The organism is Paenibacillus tianmuensis (assembly GCF_900100345.1).
In the GTDB taxonomy this organism is placed as follows: domain Bacteria; phylum Bacillota; class Bacilli; order Paenibacillales; family NBRC-103111; genus Paenibacillus_G; species Paenibacillus_G tianmuensis.
Window position 1 is genome coordinate 1 of the sequence record NZ_FMTT01000028.1, and the last position, 25,048, is coordinate 25,048.

At 58.2% G+C, this 25,048-nt stretch carries 14 protein-coding genes; 7 read left to right on the plus strand and 7 right to left on the minus strand.

The window, feature by feature from the left end; genetic code table 11:
• Window positions 1-316 (plus strand): transposase (locus BLO51_RS17680; RefSeq protein WP_143006915.1); only part of this gene is annotated, 316 nt, incomplete at its 5' end.
• A gap of 527 nt (window positions 317-843) precedes the next feature.
• Here BLO51_RS17680 and BLO51_RS17685 read toward each other — a convergent pair.
• Window positions 844-1,203, minus strand: coding sequence for a helix-turn-helix domain-containing protein (locus BLO51_RS17685; protein WP_090674000.1), 360 nt, complete (start codon window positions 1,201-1,203; stop codon window positions 844-846).
• Window positions 1,204-1,565: 362 nt separating this feature from the next.
• Here BLO51_RS17685 and BLO51_RS17690 point away from each other — a divergent pair, with 362 nt between their 5' ends.
• Window positions 1,566-2,003: a JAB domain-containing protein gene (locus tag BLO51_RS17690; protein WP_090674002.1), complete on the plus strand. Its 438-nt coding sequence runs from the start codon at window positions 1,566-1,568 to the stop codon at window positions 2,001-2,003.
• A 70-nt stretch (window positions 2,004-2,073) separates the two neighbouring features.
• On the opposite strand, the gene BLO51_RS17695 is transcribed toward BLO51_RS17690, so the two are convergent.
• From BLO51_RS17695 to BLO51_RS17715, 5 genes are read right to left on the minus strand one after another with little or no spacing between them, the layout of a single operon-like run.
• The gene (locus BLO51_RS17695; RefSeq protein WP_090674004.1) at window positions 2,074-5,952 is read right to left on the minus strand and encodes a non-ribosomal peptide synthetase; all 3,879 of its coding nucleotides are present in this window, start codon (window positions 5,950-5,952) and stop codon (window positions 2,074-2,076) included.
• A 35-nt stretch (window positions 5,953-5,987) separates the two neighbouring features.
• Entirely contained in the window at window positions 5,988-10,685 is a 4,698-nt protein-coding gene (locus BLO51_RS17700; protein ID WP_090674005.1) for a non-ribosomal peptide synthetase, read from the minus strand.
• On the minus strand, window positions 10,682-11,917 hold the full coding sequence (locus BLO51_RS17705) for a MupA/Atu3671 family FMN-dependent luciferase-like monooxygenase (RefSeq protein ID WP_090674007.1): 1,236 nt from the start codon (window positions 11,915-11,917) through the stop codon (window positions 10,682-10,684). The genes BLO51_RS17700 and BLO51_RS17705 overlap by 4 nt, the downstream gene beginning before the upstream one ends.
• A 12-nt stretch (window positions 11,918-11,929) precedes the next feature.
• On the minus strand, window positions 11,930-16,657 hold the full coding sequence (locus BLO51_RS17710; RefSeq protein ID WP_090674008.1) for a type I polyketide synthase: 4,728 nt from the start codon (window positions 16,655-16,657) through the stop codon (window positions 11,930-11,932).
• Between the two features lie 7 nt (window positions 16,658-16,664).
• Complete coding sequence (locus BLO51_RS17715) at window positions 16,665-19,937, minus strand: non-ribosomal peptide synthetase (RefSeq protein ID WP_090674009.1); 3,273 nt, start codon at window positions 19,935-19,937, stop codon at window positions 16,665-16,667.
• Window positions 19,938-20,458: 521 nt separating this feature from the next.
• Between BLO51_RS17715 and BLO51_RS17720 the strand changes: the two genes are divergently transcribed.
• From BLO51_RS17720 to BLO51_RS17740, 5 genes are all read left to right on the plus strand, one after another.
• A complete protein-coding gene (locus BLO51_RS17720; protein WP_090674011.1) occupies window positions 20,459-21,262 on the plus strand; it encodes a helix-turn-helix domain-containing protein in 804 nt (267 codons plus the stop codon).
• 100 nt (window positions 21,263-21,362) lie between these two features.
• Window positions 21,363-22,325, plus strand: coding sequence for an ABC transporter substrate-binding protein (locus BLO51_RS17725; protein WP_090674013.1), 963 nt, complete (start codon window positions 21,363-21,365; stop codon window positions 22,323-22,325).
• A 5-nt stretch (window positions 22,326-22,330) separates the two neighbouring features.
• Window positions 22,331-23,356 (plus strand): FecCD family ABC transporter permease, encoded by a 1,026-nt coding sequence (locus BLO51_RS17730; protein ID WP_090674014.1) that lies wholly within the window; start codon window positions 22,331-22,333, stop codon window positions 23,354-23,356.
• Window positions 23,353-24,336 carry a FecCD family ABC transporter permease gene (locus BLO51_RS17735; protein WP_090674015.1) on the plus strand — a complete coding sequence of 328 codons (984 nt, stop codon included), beginning with the start codon at window positions 23,353-23,355 and terminating at the stop codon, window positions 24,334-24,336. Before BLO51_RS17730 ends, BLO51_RS17735 begins: the two co-directional genes overlap by 4 nt.
• Before the next feature lie 3 nt (window positions 24,337-24,339).
• Window positions 24,340-24,435 carry a helix-turn-helix domain-containing protein gene (locus tag BLO51_RS17740; protein ID WP_245719721.1) on the plus strand — a complete coding sequence of 32 codons (96 nt, stop codon included), beginning with the start codon at window positions 24,340-24,342 and terminating at the stop codon, window positions 24,433-24,435.
• Between the two features lie 266 nt (window positions 24,436-24,701).
• Here the strand turns inward: BLO51_RS17740 and BLO51_RS30865 are convergent, their stop codons facing one another.
• Complete coding sequence (locus BLO51_RS30865; protein WP_281180383.1) at window positions 24,702-24,833, minus strand: hypothetical protein; 132 nt, start codon at window positions 24,831-24,833, stop codon at window positions 24,702-24,704.
• Window positions 24,834-25,048 lie beyond the last annotated feature (215 nt).

The window sequence follows — 25,048 nt, forward strand, 5'->3', positions numbered from 1 at the left end:
TGACTGCACGGTGGCGGTTGAAGTCCTCTCTGGCGTCACACTGTCCGGAAGCGTTGTTTTAGCCGATAAAGCCTACGGCACCCATGACATTCGAACGTATATCGAATCCCAAGACGCAACGTTCTGCATCCCTCCAAAATCGATTACGGCAAATCCTTGGGAATGCGACTTTTACCAGTATAAAGAACGGCATGTTGTGGAATGTTTTTTCAACAAACTCAAACAATTCCGTGGGATCGCAACACGCTACGATAAACTTTCTCGAAACTTTTTGAGCTTTGCTTTTTTGGCTTCTGCCATGATTTTGTTGAAGTAGTTCCACTATGATGAGTTTTCAGACACGCCCTAAGCTGCAATGAGCATTTTCCAGTTAACTTACGAAAGCAATCGTACTTTGATAACTTGTATGAAAATTTGTTCTGAGTGGGATCAAAAGTCAAAATTTTCAACTCCTTAATCACCTATTCTTTATATAAATATCATTACTTATTGCGAACCATCAATATTACACATTTGATATGTGCATACCTAGCATCTAAGCTACCCTACTGTCATTATTAGCGTTTCTGCTTCGACCTTTACTTCCACTCTCCGCTTTACCACTATTTGTGATACGGTTCACCATGCATAATCTTAAACGCGCAATAAACCCTTTGTCCCAGAAGCCTGTTAAATCATGAAATTCTGGCAACTCCTTGTTTAAAACAAATTTCTACTAAATCTTTCACCCCGTACTCATTTGGGTTTTATCATACGTACCTTAATGCTTACTATAATCCAATAAAAATAAACTACAACAACTCCAGCCCCTAAAAGGTGTTGGATTCTCTTTACGCAAACTCCTTATTCCCTCTTACCCTGCTTCCGATAAGCAGTAAATTCAATATACTCACGGATAAACGCCTTTTCATCCTCCGAAAGCTCATGAACGGAGCCGACCGATTGGAGCTTTTTTCCCAACGAGTCGCCCTCTTTTGCGGGTCTGTCTTTACCAGTAACCAACCAATCCAAAGTGACTTTAAAATACTCCGCAACTCTAACCAGCTTATGGATGTTGGGTGTGGACCGTTCACTTTTCCAATCCCCCATATTGCCCGAGCTAATTCCCATTTCCTTCAGAAAATCACTTTTGGGAATGTTGTTGGCTTCAATCAAGTATTCAATACGTTCGACAATTTCTTTTGAGGACACGAATTTTTCCATAGATACACCCTTTTTTATAACAATCGACTCGTAAATACGAAAAAATATATTTACATTCTCGTAAATACGAGTATAATTGGAAATGTTCAGTCTTTTTCTCTCCCAATTATACCACATCTAGGTTGACTTATTAACGTGCGGGGAGGCAGCGACAAAGAAGGCCTTATAACCCCAGCCTTAGTCACAAAATCATTGAAGTAAGCGCCACCTAGACTTTAAGATACGTGACGTAATTACGAGCATCAACGCATCAGTAGCCTTTAATTCTTTTCACAGGATACAAACTGCTAACTACAATTTTCATTAGAAAGGTTGCTTGGAAAAATGAGTTTACCCACCATACTCACTCAAGGCCAAACGCGATGAAACGGCTCAACGTGATCAGCTTACGCATGGTTCGCGAATCGACATTCCCCTATAAAACCGACAAAATCCGTTGCCCCGAGGATGCGTATAAACTTGTGACCGAGTACCTAAGCGACGTCGACCGCGAATACTGTCTGCTCATCTGCCTAAGCATCAGAAACACAATAACCGCGCTCGAAGTCGTCTCCATCGGAACCCTCGATGCGGCACTCGTCACGCCGAGGGAAGTGTTCAAATCCGCCATATTGAGCAACAGCGCCAGCATTATTCTGGCCCATGCCCACCCGAGCGGAGACACGACACCGTCGCAGGAAGACTTAGAGCTGACCGAACGAGTGAAAAACGCCGGAGAAATCCTCGGCATCGAGCTGCTGGACCATATTATCGTCGCGGACGGAAAGCATTTCAGCCTACGGGAAAACGGGCTCATGTAGCCCGCGCCCCCACAAAAAGAAAACCCGCACCGGAACGAACCCCCGATGCGAGCCTTCAAGCCTGCCTGCCTTACCGCACAACCGCCGACCCCAAAATACCCTTAATAATCTCCACATTCACTTGCATATGCTCGGGTTCCAGCATCCGTTCGTGTCCCCCGACGCCCTGATAATACGCCACCCGGCCCGAAGTAGCCCCTTGCCAATTCCGGTACTGTTGATCGGCCTCATCCTTCGGCGGATGGTGAAGCTCGTCCTCCAGCTGCGAGGAATGAACGACATGCAGGTCCGCTTGGATCGTTCCGATATTATCCAGCAAATAAATATAGAAGAAATATTGTTTCAAGCGCTCCAGATCTTGTTCGTTGATGCGAAAATTTTTATAGAACTCGCGAATCGCGGGAGTGGCGATAAACCTCTCCCACATCTCTTGCAACGTGTCATCGGTCACGGGCTCGGTCCTCCGATAAGCGTCCAGCATAATGACATCGGATACGCGGTACCCAGCCGCCTCCATCGCTTTGGTCACCTCGAACGCCAGATTCCCTCCGGCGGAGTAGCCCAGGAACGTATAATCACCCTCCCTCTGCGCAGCGGAGATCAGCTTCACATAGCGCTCCATCCGGTCAGGATGATCGATGTAATCCAACGCATAGATCGTGCAGTCGTCCATCTGCTTGGCGAACTCATAATACGCGATCCCAAGACCGCCCATCGGCGCGAAGCAGAAAAGCGTTTTGCGCCGATCCTTTTTGTTCAACCGTACGATAGGCAGAGGCTCCGCCTTGCTGTTATCCATCAAAAAGGCGGCCATCCCCCGGATCGTGGACGACTCCAAAATGACGTGCAGCGGAAGCTCAGCCCGATAGTCATGCTGTACCCGCGACACGAGAAGCATCGCATGGAGCGAGCTGCCGCCCGCTTCGAAGAAATCGTCCGTGACGCCGATCTCCGGCCTCTCCAAAATCTCCCCGCACACGACCGCCAGCCGATGCTCCCACGGATTGCTCGGGACGGCCTGCGCCTGCGCCTCCAACGATTCCCGAGCCGTCACGTCGGGCTGTGGCAGCGCCCCGCGGTCGATTTTGCCATTGGACGACAGCGGCATCTCGCTGAGCTCCGTATAATGAGACGGCGCCATGAATGCCGGCAATCGCGCCGCGACAAACGCCTTAAGCTCTTCCGCAGAGACCGGGGCTGCGGAAACGTAATAGGCGCACAGCACGGTATCGCCGCTCGCCCCATCCCAGGCTGTCACCGCCGCGTCGTTCAGCCGCTCATGGCTCCGAAGCACGCTTTCGATCTCTCCGAGCTCGATGCGGTACCCCCGGATTTTGACCTGCTCGTCTTTTCTTCCCATATACTCCAGCCGCCCATCCGGCAGCCAACGGGCGAGGTCTCCGGAACGGTACATGCGCTCCCCGGGATAGAACGGATCGTCCGTGAACGACTCGGCTGTCCGCTCCGGGAGATTCAGATAGCCTCTCGCCAGACCCCTGCCCGAAATCCACAGCTCGCCCTTCATGCCAACCGGGACCAAGCCGTGGTCGTCGTTCAATACATAGACGCGGGTGTTGGGCAACGGCTTGCCGATAGATAAAGGGCGGTCCGGCACGACGTTCCGTTCCAGCGTCGTCACGATGCTGTTCTCCGTCGGACCGTATTCGTCTACCAGTTCGATATGCGGAAACCGCTCCCTGCTCCGCTTCACCAGCTTGGCGGGCAGCCGCTCCCCGCCCAACGTCGCCACCCGCAAGGAACGGGCGTCCTCCTCGCCGAGACATTCGACCAGCGCCGTATACACACTGGGCACGCAGTCGAGATGCGTCACCTGCCGGTCGCGAATATGGTCGCGGAGCGCCAGCGGATTCCGCGCTTCCCCATCCGTGGTCAGCACCACCGTCGAGCCCGACAGCAGCGGGGTAAACAAGCAGGACAGGAAGGCGTCGAACGCATACGAGTACAATTGAAGCACCCGGGCCGTCCCGTCGAACGGGTACTCCGCCCGGCGGCCTATAACCGTATTGACTGCCCCCTGATGCTCGATTAAGACGCCTTTCGGCTTTCCGGTCGTCCCGGAGGTGTAGATCACATAAGCCAGATGGCGGCTGTCGCTGAGCTCAGGCGGCTCTTCCCGGTCGGCGCGGTAAAGCTCCGGGTCCCTGAGATTGATGCATTCCCCGGCAAAAGAAATCTCCCCCAGCGGCAAAGTCGTCAGCAGCAGCTTCATGCCGCTGTCGGCGATCATATAGGCTTGCCGGTCGGCCGGATAGTCCGGCGGGATCGGGACGAAGGCCGCGCCCGCTTTCAGGATGCCAAGCATGCCTGCGATCATCTCCACGGAACGTTCCGCGCGCAGGCCGATGCGGTCGTCAGGCTGTACCCCTCTGCTCCGCAGCATATGGGCCAGTTGATTGGAACGCTCGTGCAGCTCGCGGTACGTCAGCGTGTGAGTCCCGCAGATCAAGGCCGGGTGATCCGGCGTCTTGCGGACCTGATCCGCGAAGCAGGCATGAAGCGTCCGATCCGCCTGCTCGTACCGGACCGACTGGAAAAAGCTCCCAAGCAGCTTCCGCTTATCCCCATGCGTCAGCACTTCGATCCGGCCGATGGAAATGTTTTCGTCCGCCATAATCTGATCCAGCACAACGATGAATTGCTCCTTGAGCTGCTCCATCAGCCACGGCTCATACAACGACGCGTTGAAGTTAAACTTCACGGCGGATTCCTGCGGATAGACGTAGACATTGAATTGCTGCGTCTCCTCTTTCGCGCAAAAATCCGCGAACTCGAAGCCTAAGCCGTCCTTCGACTCGACATTGTCCACGTACCTCCGGTCGAGGGGGAAATTTTCGAAGATCATCAAATGATCCAGCAGACGATGCTTCACATCGGTCGCCTGATTCATCTCCTGCAGGGGGACAAAATCGTACGCCTTCGACTCCAGCGATTGCCGCTGCACCTGCTTGAGGCATTCGGCAAAGGTCTGCCCGGGCTGCAGCCGGATACGGACAGGGATCGTATTGAGGAAGAGCCCCACCATCTCTTCGATCCCCTTCACCTCGGCAGGCCTTCCCGACACGACGGAGCCGAACACGACATCGTCGCTCTGCATGTACTGCCGGAGCACAATTGCCCATGCCGCCTGAAACACGGAATTGATCGTCGCCTGACACGCTCCGGCGAGACGCTGCAACCGGTCCAGCCGGGCTGGACCCAGCTCCGCATCGATGCTCATAAGCACAGGCTTAACGGCTGGCTTGCCTGCAGAGCCCGAAGAGGAAGTGTGGGCCTGCTTGATCACAGGAAAGCCGCCCCGGGACCGCTCCAATCCGGCCAAAACCTTTTGCCAATATGCGATCCCCGCTTCCTTATCTTGTCTCTCCAGCCACTCCAGATAATGGCTGTAAGGGGATGCTTCCACGGTCACAGGCTCCCGCTTGTCTTGCAGCAGGCGGTAATTGTCCAGCAGCTCCCGGAACACCCGGCCGAACGACCAGCCGTCCAAAATAATATGGTGATTGCACCAGATCCAGCGGTACTCTTGCGGACTTGTCCGAAACACGGCCATTCGGACGAGAAGTTCTTTGGCGAGGTCGAAGCCCTGCGCTTTGTTGGCCTGCTTCCACTGGCGCAGATACGCCTCCTGCGATTCCTTCCCCTGCTCCGATACGTCTTCGAAGTGCAGGCGGAACTTCCGTTCCTTCATCACCACCTGCAACGGACGCGGCAAATTCTCGTGGACGAATACCGTTCTCAGGATATCGTAGCGCTTCACGAGGGCATTCATGCTTTGCTCCAGCAGGGAAACGTCGAGCTCTCCTCGCAGCACCGCCTCGATCTGTACAAAAGACAGCCGGGACTCCTTATCCGAGAGCCAGAAATAATACATCCCTTCTTGCGAAGGAGCCAGCGGGTAGATTTTTTTGATTTTGTCCTTTGGATTCATAGGCAGTTCCTCCTGTAGCGCCGCAGCCGGAGAGGCTACTCGATCGTATCGACCAGATCGTGCAGCTGATCCAGCTCTTGCAGCGTCAGCCGGTTATAGCCCAAGTCGCTGGGCGTGGCTTCGGCGGCGGTTTGTTCCCCGCAGTGGCGGATGAGGTCCAGCAGGCGGTTTTGGAGCTTGTCCAGCAAAGCGGCGATCGTGTCGTGACGGTGATGCGTGCGATTATAATCCATCGCGATGTGAAGCCTCCGGTCCTGCACATAGCCCGTGATGAAGAGCGAAGCCATTCGCTCGGCTTCCGGGCTTGTCTGACGGCCGACCGGCCACGGCGACGGACCGAACCACCGATTGCGCAGATCGGTATCGATCTGACTGAGGTAGTTGAAGCAGATGTCCGGCTGCTGCGTGAACATCAAGCCCGGCACGCTTTCCCGGGGCGTGATATATTTCAACAAGCCATAGCCGATCCCGTGATTCGGCAGCTGCCGCAAATGCTCCTTGATCGATTTGATCTGGTAACCCAAATCGTCCGTGTGCTCCATCGGCAGCACGACCGGAAACTGCGACGTAAACCAGCCGACCGTGCGGGTAATGTTCATATTCTTGATGACGCTTTCCCGGCCGTGCCCTTCCAGATGGATCACGATCCGGTTCGTGTTCATCCATTCCTTCAAGGTCAGGCCCAAGGCGGTCAGCAAAATATCGTTGATTTCCGTATTGTAAGCGCGGTGGGCCTGCTTCAGCAGCCGCTCCGTTTCTTCCGGCGGCAGCGTGATCATCACTTGAGCTTCGTCCTTCACCCGGTTGCCCGGCGCCTCGAAATCCCTTGGCACAGGCACGCACGGCGTACTCTCGACGGCCGCCCAATAGTCGGCCTCGCGCAGTACTTCGCCGCTCCAGGCGTACTGCTGTACGGCTTCCGCCCAGGCTTGGAACGAATGCGTTTTGGGCGGCATGACGATGTCCCCGTTGTTCAGCGCCTGCCCGTAAGCCGCTTCCAAATCTTCCAGCACAATTCGCAACGACACCCAATCCATCACCAAGTGGTGAGCGACGAGCAGCAGATGATCGCCCTGCGGCGTCCGGAACAAGGCGGTCTTCATCAGAGGGCCGTTCGCCAGATCGATGCTCTCGTGCAGCCGATTGGCGTGCGCCAGAACGGCCGATTCCATCGAATCGCTGCCGTCCGGAGCCACGACCTCGAAACCGATCAGCGGCTGCTCCGCCGGTCCCCGGTTATAAAGCTGCTTGCGGCCCCCTTCGCCCCTCACCACGGACCGCAGCACGTCATGATGCTCGGCCAGCTTTTCCAGCGCCCGCTTCAAGGCGGTTTCGTCCAAAGCAGTCTCCGAATGCAGCATCACCGCCGAATTCCAATGGGCCGAAGAAGCGAAGTCACGGTCAAAAAACCACTGTACGATCGGCGTTTCCGCTATCGGTCCTTCCACGGCGTCCTGCGAGATCTGCACCTGCCCGTCGGTCGGCTTGAGATCGAGGCAAAGCTCTTTCAGCACCGGGGTCAAAAATATGTTCTTCATCTCAAGGTCCCAGCCTCTGCGGTACAATCTCGATGCGATCTGGATCGCCTTGATGGAATCTCCTCCCATATGGAAAAAGCTATCTTCGCGCCCAACCGTTTCTGCTCCCAGCACCTCCTGCCACACGGAAGCCATCAGCTCTTCCAGCTCGCCTTCCGGGGGAACGAACTCCGCTGCCGGGCCGCCGACCGCCGCAGGCTCCGGGAGCCTCTTCCGATCCAGTTTGCCGCTGGACGTCAGCGGAAAAGCGTCCAGCCTCACGTAATGAGCCGGAATCATGTAAGCGGGCAGCCGATTCAACAGCAGCGCGCGCAGCTCCGCGGTATCCAAATCCCGATCCGCGACGTAATAGGCGCAGAGGGCTTTGCCGGATGCGGAGGCGGACGCGACCTGCCGAACCAGAACGGCGGCTTCTTTGACCGCCGAATGCCCGTTCAACGCGGCTTCGATCTCTCCCATTTCGATCCGGATGCCGTTCAGCTTCACTTGATCGTCTCGACGCCCAAGGTACTCGACGCTTCCGTCCGGCAGCCGGCAGCCGTAATCCCCCGTCCGGTACATGACCTCGCCCGGCCGGAACGGATGGTCTACGAACCGCTCGGCGGTCAGCTCCGGATTGTTGCGGTAGCCCCGGGCCAGACACGCTCCGCTGATATACATTTCCCCGCGCACGCCAACCGGCACGGGCTGCAAGCTCTCGTCCAAAATGTACATTTGCGTGTTGGCGACAGGAAGCCCGATGCAAGCGGATAGACTGTCCGTATCGAATTCGTGAGCCGTCGCGAAAATCGTCGCCTCCGTCGGGCCGTACAGGTTCAACAAACGTCTGGAATCCGACAGCCACGCGCGAATGTCGAGCGTGCACGCTTCCCCGCCCGATCCCACGGTACGCAGCGAATCGGGCAGCCGCTCCGGGGTGAGCGTAGACAACACGGACGGCGTCAGCACCATCGCCGTAATCCGCTGCTCCTCCAAAAACCGGTGCAGCGCCTCACCTCCCGCCGTCGCTTCCGGGCTGACGAGGCAGAGTGCCGCACCCGAAGCGAGCGTCGCGAAAATCTCCAATACCGACGTATCGAACGTCGTCGACGCATACTGCAGCATCCGGCTGCCTCTGGACAAGCCGAACAGCCCGATAGCCGCTTCCACCGCGTTGCAGACGCTGCGGTGCTCGATCGCTACCGACTTCGGCTTGCCCGTCGATCCCGACGTATACATCACGTAGGCCAGATCGCCTGCATCCACTTCGATGCGCGGATTGTCCGCATTTTCCTCCGAAATCGATTGCCATGCGCTGCCGTCAAGCACGAGCTTGTGACGCACCGCCGAGACCGACTCCGCCCCCGCGTCCGCCAGCTTAGGCTGAATCAGCACGACTTCGATTCCCGAATCCTCGATCATGGCGCGAATCCGCTCGGCCGGATAAGCCGGATCGATGGCGACGTACGCGCCTCCAGCCTTTAGAATACCGAGCAGCCCGACGACCGTTTCAAGCGAGCGCTCCATCATCAAACCGACAGCCGCTTCCTTCCCGACTCCCTGCTTCCGCAAAGCGTGGGCGACCTGATTCGCGCGCCGGTTCAGCTCCCGGTACGTCATGGACTGGCCGCCGCTCACGACGGCCGGATCGTCCGGCGTAAGCTCGGCCTGTCTCTCGAACAGATGATGAATGCACGAATCGTCCGGGAACGGCTGCGCCGTCTCATTCCACCCGTCAATGAGCTGGTGCCGTTCTTCGTCCGACAGCATCGCAAGCTCGTGAAGGGATTGCTGCGGATTGCGCACGATGCTGTGCAGCAGAGCTTCCCAGTGCCGGCTCATGCGCTCGAACGTCTCCCGGCGGAATAGATCCGGGGAATATTCGAGAAAGCCATCCAGCCCGTCTTCCGTTTCGGTTAAGCCGATGGTGACGTCGTACTTGGCCGTCTCCCCGTCGATCATCTCAATATCCGCTTCCAGCTCGGGGAGCGCGAACTTCTCCTCCGGCACGTCCACATACACGAATACCGCCTGCACCAACGGGTTGCGGCTCGGGTCGATCGGAACCCGCAGCTCGTCCAGCAGCAGACCGACCGGCAGCTCCTGATGCTTGTAGACCTCTCTGGCGGTATCGCGCACCTGCCGCAGCAGGTCGATAAAGCTCATTTCTCCCGACATGTGCGAACGCAGCGTACCCATGGTCAGAAAGTACCCCATCACTTTTTCCATCTCGATCCGGCTGCGGTTGGCGAGCGGGGTGCCGACCAGAATGTCGGCTTGCCCGGTATACCGGTAGAGCAGCGCCTTGAACGCCGCCATCACGATCATGAAGGCAGAAGCGTTTTCCCGCTTGGCGATCGCCTTCAGTCCGTCCAAAGTCTCCTTCGACGACCGAAGGAAGACGCGCGCTCCCCGGTAAGTTATCGCGGGCGGCCGGGGGAAGTCCGTATGGATGTCGAGGACATACTCGCAATCCTTCAGCTGCTCCTTCCAGAAGGCAAGCAGCTTCTCACGGGTCTCGCCCTGCAAGTAATTCCGCTGCCATTCGGCATAATCCGCGTACTGGATCGGCAGCTCCGGGAGCTCGGCCGGAACGCCTGCAAGCGCCGCCTTGTAATGCGCCATCAGCTCTTCGAAGAAGATCGAGAAAGTGAGCCGGTCGATGACAATGTGATGGATGGTCAAAACGAGCGTCGATTCCGTATCCGACAGCGTAAACAGTTTGAAGCGGATCAGCGGCCCTTTTTCCAGATCGAACAATTGCTGGACCTCTTCGCGCATAAGCTGCTGAGCGACGGCTTCCCGCTCCTCCTTGGGAATATCCTGCAGGTCCACCACGGGGACGCTGACGCGGAGCTCAGGCAGCACGGACTGCACGGGATCGACGCGCCCGAATACGGTCCGCCAAGCCTCGTGGCGCTTGACGATTTCGTTGATGCCGTACTCCAGCGCCCCATGATGCAGCTTTCCTCTCAAACGGGCGGCCCCGTACACGTTGTACGCGTGCGATTCGGGGTGCATCCGGTGAAAGAACCAGAGCCGCTCCTGATCGAAGGAAAGCGGGCTCAGGCCCGTATGGTTCCGCCGGGGGATGGCTGCGGCTGCCGGATTCGGGGTTAGCTGCTGCGCGTTCAAGTTTTGTTGCTTGAGCCGCTTTTCGAACAGCGCCCGCTGCTCCGGCGTCAGCGATTGGATACGATCGGTCAGATTCTTCATGGGATCAGCTCCTTGTCATAGGCGAATTTCCGCTGCAAATCGGATAATAATGCCAAGCTTTCCATCACCGTCTCCCGGTCCACGCCAAAATCGATCAGGCAGGCAATCTCCCCAACGCCGATATCGCGGAGCGTCTCCACCAGCTTCGCGCACTTGTCCGGCGTTCCGAGCAGGGAGCTTTCGCGGTAGTACTTATCGAAGGCGCGGGACACGATCGTCTCGAAGTCCGCGTCGGTCATGCCGTCGTAGTCGGCGAGAATTTGCCTTTGCTGGCTTAAAAATGTCTTGAGATATTCCTTCAGCGGCCGCTCCACCTTGGCCCGGACTGCTTCGTCGTTCTCCCCGAGGCAGGTATGGAGCATGACCGCGACCTTTTTCGTCTGCGGATCGTAGCCATGCCGGAGCAGCGATTCGCGGTACCGCTCGATCTTGCCCTCCAGCTCCGCAAAGCCGTTCCCGAGGATGCCGGTCAGGATGCCCGCTCCGATTCCGGCGGCCTGACGGTACGTCTCCTCGTTCCCGTTCGTGGCGATCCACAGGTTCAGCTCGCTTTGGATCGGCCGGGGCAGCGTCTTGATTCGGTGCACCGTTCCGCTGGCGTCGGTAAAAGGAACCGCCTCCCCGCTCCATAGTGCCCGAACCTGTTCGACCGACTTGAACAGCTCTTCCTTGCGATGGACATAATAGTCCGGGTCCTGCACCGGCGCGAGGATAAAATCGGCGGGATGCCAGCCCGTGGCAAAAGCAACCGACACGCGGCCGTCCGACAGGTTGTCCACGACCGACCATTCCTCCACGAACCGGACCGGGTGGTGCAGCGGGAGCACCACACTTCCCGCCCGCAGCTCGACCCGCTCCGTGACCACCGCCAGCGCCGCGCTGAGCACCGAAGGATTCGGGTAAAGCCCGCCGAACTCCTCGAAATGCCGCTCCGGCGTCCACACCGCCTTGAACCCGTGCCGATCCGCAAACGCCGCGCATTCCATCAGCAGCCCGTATTTGTGATGGTCCGTAGTCGAGCCGTCGCCGGAGAAGAAAAACAGACTGAAATCCATGGCCGCCTCGCTGCGCCTGCGCTTCGGGACAAAAGCCGCTTCCTCCGCACCCTGCCCCTGTCCGGACTTCGCCCTTGCGGTATCCGGCGCCGCTATCCCTTGCTGCTTGAGACGCCGCTCCAGCAGCGCCCGTTGCTCCGGCGTCAGCGCCGCCAGCCGCTCGTGAATGCCGCTCATTTCCTCATCTCCTTATCCCTCGCGGCTTAATAGCTGCATCAGCTCGTCCTGCGGCAAATTTTCGATTTCGCTGAGCAAGCGTTCGATTTCGTCCAGCTCCTCCGGCTTGACCTGCGTCTGCGCAATCGACTCGGCCAGCTCGGCAATCGTCGGCGATTGGAAAATAACATCCATCGGGATGTCACCATGAAACGCTTGCCGCAGCCGGGCAACAAGCTGGATCGAAAGCAGCGAATTGCCGCCCAAATCAAAGAAACTCTGCTGTCTGCCGATGCCCGGAATCCCGAACAGCGTCTCCCAGATCGCCGCAATCTTTTGCTCCGCCTCGGTTTGCGGCGGTTCTTGAGACGATTCGCCATCTAGATAAACCGCATCTGCCCGGCTATTTCGGCTATCCGAAGCAGCGTGGCCCGCGGCGTTCAGCCATCCGTTGCCCGCCGCATCGTGAATGCTTTGCGTGGACACGACGGCTTGGGACAGGCCGCTGGCCGCAATGCGCCGGATCGCCTCCAGCCCTTCCGCTCCGATAATTCCGAATACCGCCTGCATTTGGAGCATATGCTCCTTGACGTCCTCCGGGAGCTCCGTCTGCTTCCGAACCCAGACATCGTCCTGCCACATACCCCAGTTGACGGCGATGGTTCGGCCTCCGGCGGCCGCACGCCACTTGGCGAACGCATCGACAAAATGATGGGACGCGCACTGATCCATCAGTCCGACGCCGCCGGTGAACGAGATCGTGCGCGAGAACACGATCATCAGCTCCAGCGGATGGGAGCGAAGCAGCGATTCCAAGATGAGCAGCCCCAGCGCCTGAGGCGCAACGACCCGTTCGGACCGCTCCCGGTCGCTGAACTGGATCAAGCCTGAGCCGTACGGCTCCTGGGCGAACAGCACGCCGTGAATCGCCCCGAACCGCCGCTCCGCTTGCCGCACAATGTCCCGCAGCCCGGCTTCATCCGTCAGATCCGCGCTGGCGTAGAGCAGAGGCGTTCCGTTTTGCTCCAACGCACGGATGCGCTTGATGATCTTGGCTGTATCGTCCGACTCCCCGCTATGCAGCAAGTCATGCTCCCACTCGCGGGCGTCCGGGAACGACGCATCCCCGATCAGCACGAAAGAAACCTTCGCCGTCCGGGCGATTTCCTCGCACAGCCGCAAGCCAATTTCGCTCGTTGCCCCCGTCACCAGATACACGCCTCCATCGCGGAAGGCGGCGTCCGCAGGACCGGCTTCCGGCAGCTTGACCGCTTCGTAGAGTTGCGTGAAGCGCTGCATCCCCCGGTACGCAACGACAAAGTCCTCTCCCCCGTGCTCGATCTCCTGAAGCAACTGCCGGGTCAAGCGCCCGGAGAAAGCCGAAGCGAGATCGGCCAAGCTCACGTCGATGGCGCGCGTTCGAATCTGCGCGTACTCTTGTGGAATGACTCGCAGCGCCCCGAGCAAGGTCGCCCGCTCCGGGCTCCGTACCTGCTCGTTGGCGACCCATTGCAGGCTGCCGGTCAGCGCGATCAGCTCCGTCGGCTTCGCCGCCGCCTGCATGCCGATTGCTTGGGCCAAATACATCAAGCTGTACAGCCCAAGCTGCTGCGACCGGGCGTAACGCTGTGCAATGGGGACAGAAACATCCCCCTCCTCCGGTTCGGCGACGTTCCAGAGGTGAACAACGGTATCCGGGAAGCGCTGCTGTGCCGCCAAAGCATGGAGCAGCTCCTCATAGGACCGGCCTTGTGCAGGATGGACTGTAAAGACATCCTCCTCCACTTGCCGGAATCCGCCGCCTTCGAGCACGGCGACGACTTCGTGTCCCTCGCTTTTCAAGCCCTCGCTCAAGGCATCGGCCAGCCCATACCGGTCATGGAACAGCAGATACGTCCGCTTGTGCGGCGTTGCGGCTCCAGAGGCCGGTCGCTGCGGAGGCAGGAACGTTTGTTTCCATACCGGAGCATAAAACCAGTCGGCCATGTCCGCCTGGCGCTCCTGTCCGACGGCTGCGGCCGCATCGGCAGAAGCGGCGGGGACGGCTCGAATCTTTTTCTCCAAATAATAGCGGTAACGCTCGAAAGGATATGTCGGCAAAGGCACGCGCCGGCGCGCTTTCCCTTCATGCCATGCGGCGCAATCGATATCAGCGCCTGCGAACCACAGCTCGCCCAGCGCCTGAAGGACGCTGGCGTACGCGGATTTGCCCGCTGCCGCCGGGGGCAGCGCGTTGACGGCCAACGCCCCGGATGTCGCGCTCCGGGCGGTTTGCTGCCGGACCAGCGAGGTCAAAGACTGCCCCGGGCCAATCTCCAGAAAGGCTGCTCGCCCTGATTCCGACAGCAGGCGAATTCCGTCTGCGAAGCGGACGGTGTCCCGCAAATGCCGGACCCAATACATCGGGTCCGTCGCTTGCCCGGCCGTAATCCACGTCCCGGTCACATTCGAGACGTACGGAAGCTGCGGCGCGTGCAGCGCGATCCCCCGCATGACCCCGGCGAACCGTTCGAGCATCGGCTCCATCATCGCCGAATGGTAAGCGTGCGAGGTCACCAAACGTTTCGATACGGCGTTCTTGTGGCCGAGCGCCTGCTCCAGCTGTTCGATCGCCGCGAAGGGTCCCGATACCACGCAGGACGTCGGGCCGTTCACGGCGGCTACGGACAGCTCCGGGCACGTGGCGGCCAGCAGCTCCCGCACTTCCACCTCGGACAGCGCGATTGCCAGCATTGCCCCGCGATCCATCTCCTGCATCAGACTTCCGCGCGCGGCAACGGCGGTCAGCGCATCGTCTACGGCCATGACTCCCGCCAAGCAAGCGGCCACATACTCGCCGATGCTGTGGCCAATCATCGCCTGCGGACGAACGCCCCAAGCCTCCAACTGCTTGGCCAAAGCATATTCGAGGACGAACAGCGCAGGCTGCGTCAGAGCGGTTTGGCGAAGCCGGGACGCCGCTTCCTCCGCTTGGGATGGCGGCGGATACAGCGCATTCCGCAGATCAAGGCCGAGAAGCGGTTGCAGCCGTTCGGCGCACCAGTCCACCTGCTCGCGATACACGGGCGCGGATTCGTACAGCTCGGCGCCCATATAGATGTGCTGCGCCCCTTGTCCGGTAAACATAAAGGTCACGCCCAGCGGCGGTACGTCGCCGCCCGCGAGCTCTTGAGCGCCCTGACCGGACGGCGGCAGGTCCGCAAGCTTCGCTTTTAATCCGTCCGCCACCGTCCCGAAATCACGGCCGACCACCGCGAGCCGCCGGGCGAACGTTTCTCTGCCTGCGGCAAGCGTATACGCCACGTCGGATAAGGGAACGTCCCGGTTCGCTTGCAAATAGCCGATCAACCGCTCCGTCTTCCGGCGCAAGGCCGTGGCCGTTTTGGCAGACAAGACGAGGACGTTCCAATCGGCGGCCCCCGTGTCCGTCTCCGGCTCCACATTGGCGAACGCGGCCCCCGCCTCCGGATACCGTACTTCCGTCAAAGGCGCTTCCTCCAGCACGACGTGCGCATTCGTGCCGCCCATGCCGAACGAGCTTACCCCGGCCCGGCGGGGACACCCGTCCGTGTTCCATTCCCTGAGCCGGTCGTTCACATAGAAAGGACTGCTCGCAAAATCGATTTTCGGATTCGGCTCCGTATAGTGCAGACTCGGCGGCAGCATTTTATTTTGCAGGCACAGCACCGTTTTGATCAGTCCGGCAATCCCGGCGGCGCCGTCGAGATGGCCGATGTTCGTTTTGACCGATCCGATGGCGCAGTATTGCTTTCGGCTCGTAGCCTCGCGGTACGCCTCCGTTAAGGCGGCCACTTCGACGGGATCGCCCAGCGCAGTGCCCGTCCCGTGAGCCTCAATATAAGTCATCGTCGCTGGGTCGATCTCCGAGACGGCCAGCGCTTCCTTGACGACCTCGGCTTGCCGTGTCACGCTGGGGGCGGTATACCCGACCTTCTGCGCCCCGTCGTTATTGACCGCCGAACCGCGGATCACGGCCAGAATCGTATCCCCGTCCAACACAGCTTCATCCAGCCGCTTCAGCAAGACGGCCCCGGCCCCGTTCCCGACCGCCGTGCCTTGGGACTTGGCGTCGAACGCGCGGCAGCGCCCGTCCGGCGACAGTATGCCCCCTTCCTGATAGTCGAAGCCTGCCGTTTGGTCCGCTTTGACCGACACGCCGCCCGCGATCGCCATATCGCATTCGTACGTGAGCAGCGCCTGACACGCCATGTGGACAGCCACCAAGGAGCTGGAGCAGGCCGTTTGCACCGCGACGCTCGGGCCGCTCAGGTTCAACTTGTACGAGACGCGGGTAGCGAGAAAGTCCGGGTAATTGCCGATGCCGATCTGGAACGGTCCGAACGATTCCACTAGCTCGTCATGGCTCAGCACATGCTGGAGATAATCCGACTGCCCGCTGCCCGCGTACACCCCGACCCGCTCGGTGCACCTCGTCGGAGGATATCCCGCCGACTCCAAGGCTTCGTAAGCGCATTCCAGAAACAACCGATGCTGCGGGTCCGTCATCTCCGCTTCCCGCGGCGTCATCCCGAAGAAGGCGGCGTCGAAGTCGGCCGCTTCCTCCAAAATCCCCGCGGCATGGACCCGGTTCTTCTCCGGCTCCTTGAAGGAGGTAATCGATTCCTGCCCGTTTCGCAGATTGGCCCAAAATTGCTCCAAATCGCCCGCCCCCGGAAAGCGTCCCGCCATCCCGATAATCGCAATTCCCCGCAGTTCTCCGTCTCTCGCAATCGCTTCCATAAGCTCTTTACCTCCTCTGTGTTCTAAGCCGTTTCTGCCTTTCTATTTCTTCCTTCCGCTGGAACGCCATACGGTTCGCGCTTTTGCTTTTGCTGCCGCTTTCGGGCACTTCCTCCAGTTCTTCCCCCTGCCTCCGGTTCAAGTGACCCGCCAACGCACGAATCGTGGGAAAACGGAACAGGTCAACGACGGTCGCGGAATCGTCCAGCGCCTCCCTGATGCGCTGATGAACACGCAGCAGCCGGAAGGAATCTCCACCCAAGTCGAAAAAGTGATCCTGAACGCCCACCCGCGACAAGCCGAGCGTCTCTTTCCATATCCGCGTCAGCACCTCTTCCGCTTGATTGAGCGGAGCTGCGCTTTCATTCGCGGCCGGCTCTTCGAAGCCGAGCTTGCTTAAAGCGGCCCGGTCTGCTTTGCCGCTCGGCGTCAGCGGCAGCCGGTCGACCACGCGGACGAAATGCGGCACCATAAACGCGGGAAGCCGTTCCTGCAAATAGGCGCGCAGTTCCGCCGTTTGCGGCTTGTCCGTCCCGTCCGCGACCGGGATCGCAAAAGCAACCAGCCGCTTGCCGCTGCCATCGTCATGAACGACGACCACGGCTTGCCGGACTTCCGGGTGCAGACCCAGCACGGTTTCGATCTCTTCCAGCTCGATGCGGTGGCCGCGAATTTTGACCTGATGGTCCGCACGCCCAATATATTCCAGACTTCCGTCCGGCAAATAGCGGGCCAAGTCTCCCGTCCGGTACAAGCGGACGGCTCCCGGCACAGGCAGGTCAAGCTCCGCCTCCACGAACCGCTCGGCCGTCAGCCCGGGACGGTTCCAATACCCGCGGGCCAGTCCCGCTCCGCCGATATACATCTCGCCAGCGACGCCGACCGGAACCGGCTTCCGGTTCTCGTCCAGCACATATACCTGCGTATTGGCAATGGGCCGCCCGATATCCGGCGGCAGCCTGCCGCCATCGAACGTTCGATCGGTTGCCCATACCGTGGCTTCCGTCGGGCCGTAGGCGTTGATAAAGCGCCGGTTGACACTCCACGCGGCAGCGATTTCGGCAGGACAAGGCTCGCCCCCCGAGATCACCGTCTCCAACGTCCGCAAGGCGCCCGCACTGCCCGGGACTTCCGACAGCATAGCGAGTACGGATGCCGGGAGTATAAACACATTGACGGCTTTTTTACCGATAAGCTCGACCAGCGGCTTGCCCGGCAGCATGGCCTCGCGGGTGTCGGCCACAAGCGTTCCCCCGCTGCATAGCACGGGGAAAATTTCCACCACGGAGGCGTCGAAGCTGCACGACGAAAACTGCAAAATCCTCGTACGGCCGGATAGCCCCAGCCTATCCTTCGTCGCATGAATGAGGTTGCCGAGTCCCCGGTGCTCGATCATGACCCCCTTCGGCTGCCCGGTGGAGCCGGAGGTATAGATGATATAAGCAAGATCGCCCTCCCCGGGGAAGGGCCAATGAACGTCCTTCAGCTCTTCAACCGCACCTCCATGCGCTTCCTTCGGCTCAACAAGAATGACCTCGCCTATCCAACCTGCGACGGTTTGTCCGATCCCCCTTTTTGTTATAAGGAATGGAGCCTGTGAATCGTTCAACATATAAGCGATCCGTTCCGCCGGATAATCCGGATCAATCGGCAAATACGCTCCTCCTGCGCGGAGAACCGCGATCATCGCAGCGATAAGCTCCGGCCCCTTGGGAAGCATCACCGCGACGACGCTTTCCGCCGCCACGCCCCGGCTCCGCAAGCCGTGCGCCAGCCGGCGCGTCCATTGCTCCAGCTCGCGATACGTCAGGCGTTCGTCCCCGAACTCGACCGCGACCGCATCGGGCGTCCGCCCGACCTGCCCGGCGAACAGCTCGGCAAACGTGCGCTGCGTTCCGAAATCCCGCTCCGTCCGGTTGAAATCGGTCAAAATCCGCCTGGCCTCGGCTTCCGATAGAAGACACAGGTCTGCCACGGCGCGCTCCGGATGGGACAGCGCATCGTCCAGCAGATTCATGTACCGCTCGCCATGCGCCGCAATTTCGTCTTCGCCGAACAGTGCCCGCTGGTATTCGAAATCCAGCCGGTACATACCGGAATCCGTATGATCCTTAACGTGAAAATGCAATTCATCCGCGATCGAGCCGCTGAAATGAATTTCGCTCGCAACGCCGATCTCGTCTTCTTTGCGGAAATTCATCACTTGAAACTCCGTCCCGATATGGTACAACGGCCCCGTGATCGGATGACGCTCCCTCGTTCGGGCCACGAGCTGGTTATAGGGGTATTTCTGGTGGCGCAGCATGCGCGTATAGGCTTTGGCAAAGGCTTGGCAATGCGATGTAAAAGCATGCTGCGGATCGACTTCGTAGCGAAAAGCAGCCACACCCGCGAACATGCCGAAGGTGTGTTTGTCCCGGGGGCTCGTCCGGTTCCCGGTTATACTGGCGAGCACGATGTCCCTTTGGCCCGTCATCCGGTACAAATAGGCGTAGAAAAGAGCAAGAAAGAAAACCGAAGGGTTGACCCCGGCCTCCCGGCAGAAGGCATCGACGCGCTCCCTCCGGCTGCCGTCAATCGCGAACCCGTAGCGGCCGCTTTCCAGGCTTCCCGTCGGATTTCCGGTTCGGGCCAAAGAAAGCGGTTCCGGCATTGTCCGGAACTTTTCGTCCCAATATTGGCGGTCCTGCGCATACCGGTCAGATTCCAGATACGCGCGCTCCCGGTCGATCGCTTCGAGATAGGAAGGCTTCTTTTGAAAATCCCGTGCCTGCCCTCGGGCCAAGCACAAATAAAGGTCTGCGATGTCGGCCCCGGCCTGCACGAGAGCGGTACCATCTCCAAGGATATGATGGCATTTGAGATACAACCATGATTCGGTGTCGGAAAGACGGAGGAGAGCAAAATCATAGAGTCGGGAAGCTTCAAGCGAGTAAGGCTGTCTGGTCGCAGCGTCGATCCACAGGCGAGCCGCCTGGCCCTGCGCCTGCTCGTTGCGGAAATCTAGCAGCGGGATATCGGGAGGATCTTCCGGGCTGATATACTGTCGGGGCATGCCGGGATCGTTCGAGGCTGAGGTTGTGATCGAGAGCCGGATGGAGTCATTTTCCAACATGAATTGGGCGATGGCTTTCTTCAACAAATCGGGAGACACATGCGTCAAAAATTGAACGGACAAACCAAAGTTCATGAAACCGGAATCGGGATGCATCTTTTGCATGAACCAGATCCGCTTCTGCGCTTGCGTCAGCGGAAATGTTCCTGAAGGCATTGCGTTCATTCCTCATCCTCCCTGTCTTCATTACCTCCATGTTCTCTGGTGTTAGATTTCATTGTAACATGATTGGAATTTATTTTCTATAAATACCTAATATTGAATTTAAACCATATTAATGAATTATTATCCTTCGAGTTAGAAATGGAAAAAAGGCCTACCAACGCATGGCGGCCTATCCATCTAACATCAACTTATTTTCGATTACTTCACTGTACTAATATTTAACCTGATGAACGAAATCATTCACGGGTCGCGATCTCAAGAGCCGCCTTCAAGAAGTCAGCTTGAGAAATCTCCCCCTTAGTCGCTTCTGGACTAATTCCTGACCCTCTTCCGGCACCGCAAGCCCTTCGATTGCCAGACTAGCCTGCGCTTGGCGCAGCGCTGCATTAAGTTGCTCCGCTTTCCATTCTCCCCCTCTTGTGTCTCCCCTGAGAAATATGTCACTATCAAGGGTAGCCGATGACCGGGCACCCGGAATGGCTTTGCACAGAAACTTTGACGGAAAGAAGGGCTGCGTCTCTATGCATTTTCAACAACTTGCCGCGATGATTCCGGTATTCGAGACTGTCGATTCCGGCACGGCTTCCCGGCTCATCGACTGCGGCCCGGACAGCCACCGGATCATCATTGTCCTCCGCGGACACGTTACTTTATCAGCCCAAGGCCATGAGCCGGTTGTCGTCACGAAGGGCTTCGCCTGCCATCCGGCGCACAGCCCTTTCGACCTCCAAGTGCCGAAGACGAAGGAGGCCGAGTATGCCGTCATCACCTACCGTGTCTTCCCAGAGAACAGCGCTTGGACGATGTATGGCCCGCTTCGGACGCACAGCGAAGTGAAGATCAAATACATGCTGGACGAGCTCATCCGCACCGCCGAGGAAATCCGCACCGACTCCGAAGAAGAGGAAGCCGTGCAGTTGTTCAGAAAACGTCTCATTCTGGAGCGGATCTTGTTTATATTTCTGTACGAAACGCACAGGAGACAAGAGGAACCGTCGTCCGACCTCGCCATCAAGGAATCCCTCTCCTATATCAACGAGCACTACATGCTGAAGCTCACGCTCCCGATGCTCGCCCAGCGGGCAGGAATGAGCGAAGGACATTACACGGTGCTGTTCAAAAAGCATACTGGGACGACAATGACCCACTATTTGCGCCGTCTCCGCATCCAGAAGGCGCAGCAGATGTTTCTGCAAACCCGTCTGCCCGCCAAAGAAATCGCGCAGCGGGTCGGCTTCGCGGACTATTTTCATTTCAGCCGCATTTTCAAACAGGAAGTGGGCTGTTCCCCAACGGCCTTTCAACGAAACCGGCCCGAAATCTAAAAATATAACATGCCCCATCCTAAAACTGGACATGGCCTAAGTACGAAGATGCGACTACAATAAACTGAGAATAATTATCATTATCATGGGGGATAGCAACATGCACCTTTGGATCAACCGCACACTGCGCACCACCTTGCTGTTCGTTTTCGTCATCGCGCTTGCCGCTTGCGGCCAACCGGCCTCGAATCAAGCCCAACCGGGCCAAACCGGCGGACAAGCCACTGCTCCGAAAGACGAGAAAATCACCGTAGAAGACGCGACCGGAACCGTCACCCTGCCGAAGAAGCCCGAACGCATCGTGACGATGGATTTCAGCTTCACCGATATGCTGGTGACGCTTGGCGTACAGCCGATCGGAATTGCCGACGACGGTACGCCCGAGCTGTTCATGGACTCCGTCAAAAGCCAGCTGAAACAATACACCTCCGTCGGGTCCCGCTATGAGCCGAATATCGAATTGATCAGCTCGCTGAAGCCCGACCTGATTATCGTCGATATCAACAAGCACAAAAATGCGCTGACCCAACTGAAAGCCATTGCGCCGATTCTCGTGCTGAACGATTTTCAAGCCGATTACGACCAAATGCTGAATAATTACATGATCGCAGCCAAAGCGGTCGGCAAGGAAGAAGAAGGGAAAAAGCGCCTGCAGGAGCATCAGACGAAAATGGAGCAGGCCAAGAAGAAAATCAGCCGCGCTACATCGACCGTACTCCCGGCTGTCGTGAACCCGAAAGGCTTCTTCGCCCACTCGGACCACTCGTACACCGGCTCCATTGTAAAAATGCTGGGCTTCACCGATCCCGTTAAGAACGACGCCGCCTATCCGCAGCTCACCTTGGAGCAGCTTGTCGAAACGAACCCGCAAGTGCTGTTCCTGATGCCTACGGATAAAGTGACGATCGTGAATCAATGGGAAAGCAATCCGTTATGGAAAAAGATTGACGCCGTCGCGAGCAACAAAGTGTTTACGGTGGAACGGCGCGACTGGTCGCTGTCACGAGGCATGCTCGGATCGGAGAAAATTGCGGAAGATATCGTGAAGCAATTGGGAGAATAACTTGCATGGATCGCACTATCCAACCGATGAAGCAGCAGAGCCGGACCCGGTTTCTGCTCTTCCTTTTTTCCATTTCGGTTCTCATCTTGGCCGCGGGATTGCTGCTCAGCTTGAAATGGGGACAAGCTCCCATCTCGTGGCGCACGCTGTATGAAGCGCTGACCTATCAAGGCCAGGACAAAAATCATCTCTATATCCAAACGCTGCGCTTGCCCCGCACACTGACGGCATGCATCGTAGGCATGCTGCTGGCGTTGGCCGGGCTGCTGACCCAGCTCGCCACGAAAAACCCGCTGGCGTCACCGCATATGTTCGGCATTAACGCCGGAGCGTCCTTGGCCGTCGTGTTCGGATTGCTGGCGGTCGCGGAGCTGTCGATTATGGGCTCGATGCTGTTCGCTTTTGCAGGAGCGGCGGCCGGGGCGCTGCTGGTCTGGTCGTTGACCGGCAACGAGCATAAGCAGTATGTCCGCTTGGCCTTGGCGGGGATTGCGGTTCATTTCCTGCTCGCGTCCCTGACGGAAGGTCTGATTATCCTGAATCAGTATTCGACAGAGAGCATGATCTTCTGGCTCGTCGGGTCGGTGAATCAAGCGGGATGGCCGGAGGTGCGCATGATCCTGCCCTTCTTCCTCGGCAGCCTGCTGCTGCTTGCCGTCATGCTCCCTTCCTTCCGCCTGCTGCTGATCGACGATGAAATTGCTGCCGGTTTAGGCCAACGGGTCGCGGTCATCAGAGGCATCGCCGTGCTGCTCGTTCTGCTCATGGCTGGATCGGCGGTCGCGGTATGCGGACCGATCGGATTCGTCTGCCTGATCGTCCCGCACATCGCCCGCGCCTTGGCTGGCAGCCGTCTGGGTGTTCTGGTACCGCTCACCGCGCTGCTTGGCGGCTCGCTGCTCGTGTATGCCGACCTGCTCAGCCGCATGATCGCGTTTCCGTTCGAATCCCCCGTAGGCATTGTCACTGCGGTGATCGGCGGTCCGTTCTTCGTGTATTTGGCCCGGCGCAAAGGAGGGACCCACCGGTGAGAAAAGGTATCGCTCTAAGCGCTGCATTACTGATCATGATCCTGTTAGCCGTGGTATCCGTCGCGGTCGGAGCCGTCTCCGTTCCCGTGCGGGATATCGGACCGAGCTTGCTATCCGCAAACGGCCCGTTTTATTTTATCGTTCATGAGGTTCGGCTGCCCCGGGTGATCGTCGGCATTCTGGCAGGGTTCGGGCTTGCGGTCAGCGGCGTCATTCTCCAAAGCTTGGTCCGCAATCCGCTCACCAGTCCCGACGTGATCGGGATTACGAAAGGAGCCGGATTGTCGGCGGCGGCGGTCATCTTCCTGTTTCCCCAATCGCCGGGGTACGTCATACCGGCAGCGGCTTTCGCTGGAGCGGTCGGGGCCTTTGTTATCCTCATGCTGCTGAGCCGCAGATTGACGTTAAGCCCCGCTTCTCTGGCTCTGGTCGGCGTAGCCGTCGGCGCCGTCTTTCAGGCCGGCATCCAGTACTTGATCGTGACCCACCCGACCAACGTCAACATGGCGCTGCTGTGGATGTCGGGCAGCCTGTGGAGCCGGGGCTGGCGGGAGGTCGTTTCCCTTCTGCCTTGGATCGCCGTTCTTCTGCCAATCGCTTGGGGGAGCTTTGCGAAGCTGAATGTGTTTCAATTGGGGGATGAGACGAGCGCTTCCCTCGGCTTAAACGTCGTTCGTCAGCGCTTCTGGCTCTTGCTGTTGGCGGTTGCTCTCGCCGGGATTTCCGTATCGGCGGTCGGAGCCATCGGGTTCGTCGGGCTGATCGCGCCGCATATGGCCCGCAGCCTTGTTGGCGGCCGGCATCAGTGGCTCATTCCGCTTGCCGCGCTTATCGGAGCCGATCTGATGCTGCTCGGCGATTGCCTTGGTCGCATCATCGTGATTCCGCGGGAAGTGCCGGTCGGCATCATGACCGCGATCATCGGCGCTCCCTATTTCGTCTATTTGCTGCGCAAAGAGCGCGTACGAAGGCTGCGGTAATACTTGTCGTTCAAAGGTTTATTCAAGCTATGCGATACCTTCCAATGCACCTTGTCCGAATTAATTGAATATGAACCTGAAGACAAAAAAGAAGCGTAAAAAAGGAGCTTCCCGGATAACAGCGGAGAAGCTCCAGACCTAGGAAGTTATACGTTGCATGACGTAAAATGCCGTGATAAAATAAAGACAACATCAATGTTGTTTCGAAGCTAACTGCATAACAACATCCAGTTCATCCGTATACTAAAAAGAGCCTTCACCGCTGCGAACGGTAAAGACTCTTAGGACCTGAAAGGCTGTGGGTCACCACGGCGCGCCAAAACAAAATTTTAGTTCAGCGAAACCCACCGTAGGCGGTCAACCTATTACGCGGTGGGTTTTCGCTTGTTACGAAACTTACGACGTGTCCAGCGATAGAGCTTACGGATACCAAGCACAAGACTTAGAACCGTCACGATCCAACGCAGCACATCATAAAGCGCCACAAGGTTGACCATCGGCGTCACCCCCTTTCGGGAGGCTGCGCCGTGGTCCGAAAACATCCACCACTATTCATAGTCCATAGTGTCGATTATAACATGCTCCCCCCTGTTCCTCTACAAAATCTTCCACATGAAGCGGAAAGTAAAACAAGGAGCTTCCCGGATAACAACCGAGAAGCTCCTTTGCGCATAAGTGCAAGCCCCTTCCTTCTAGCGTCTTCCCCTACTTT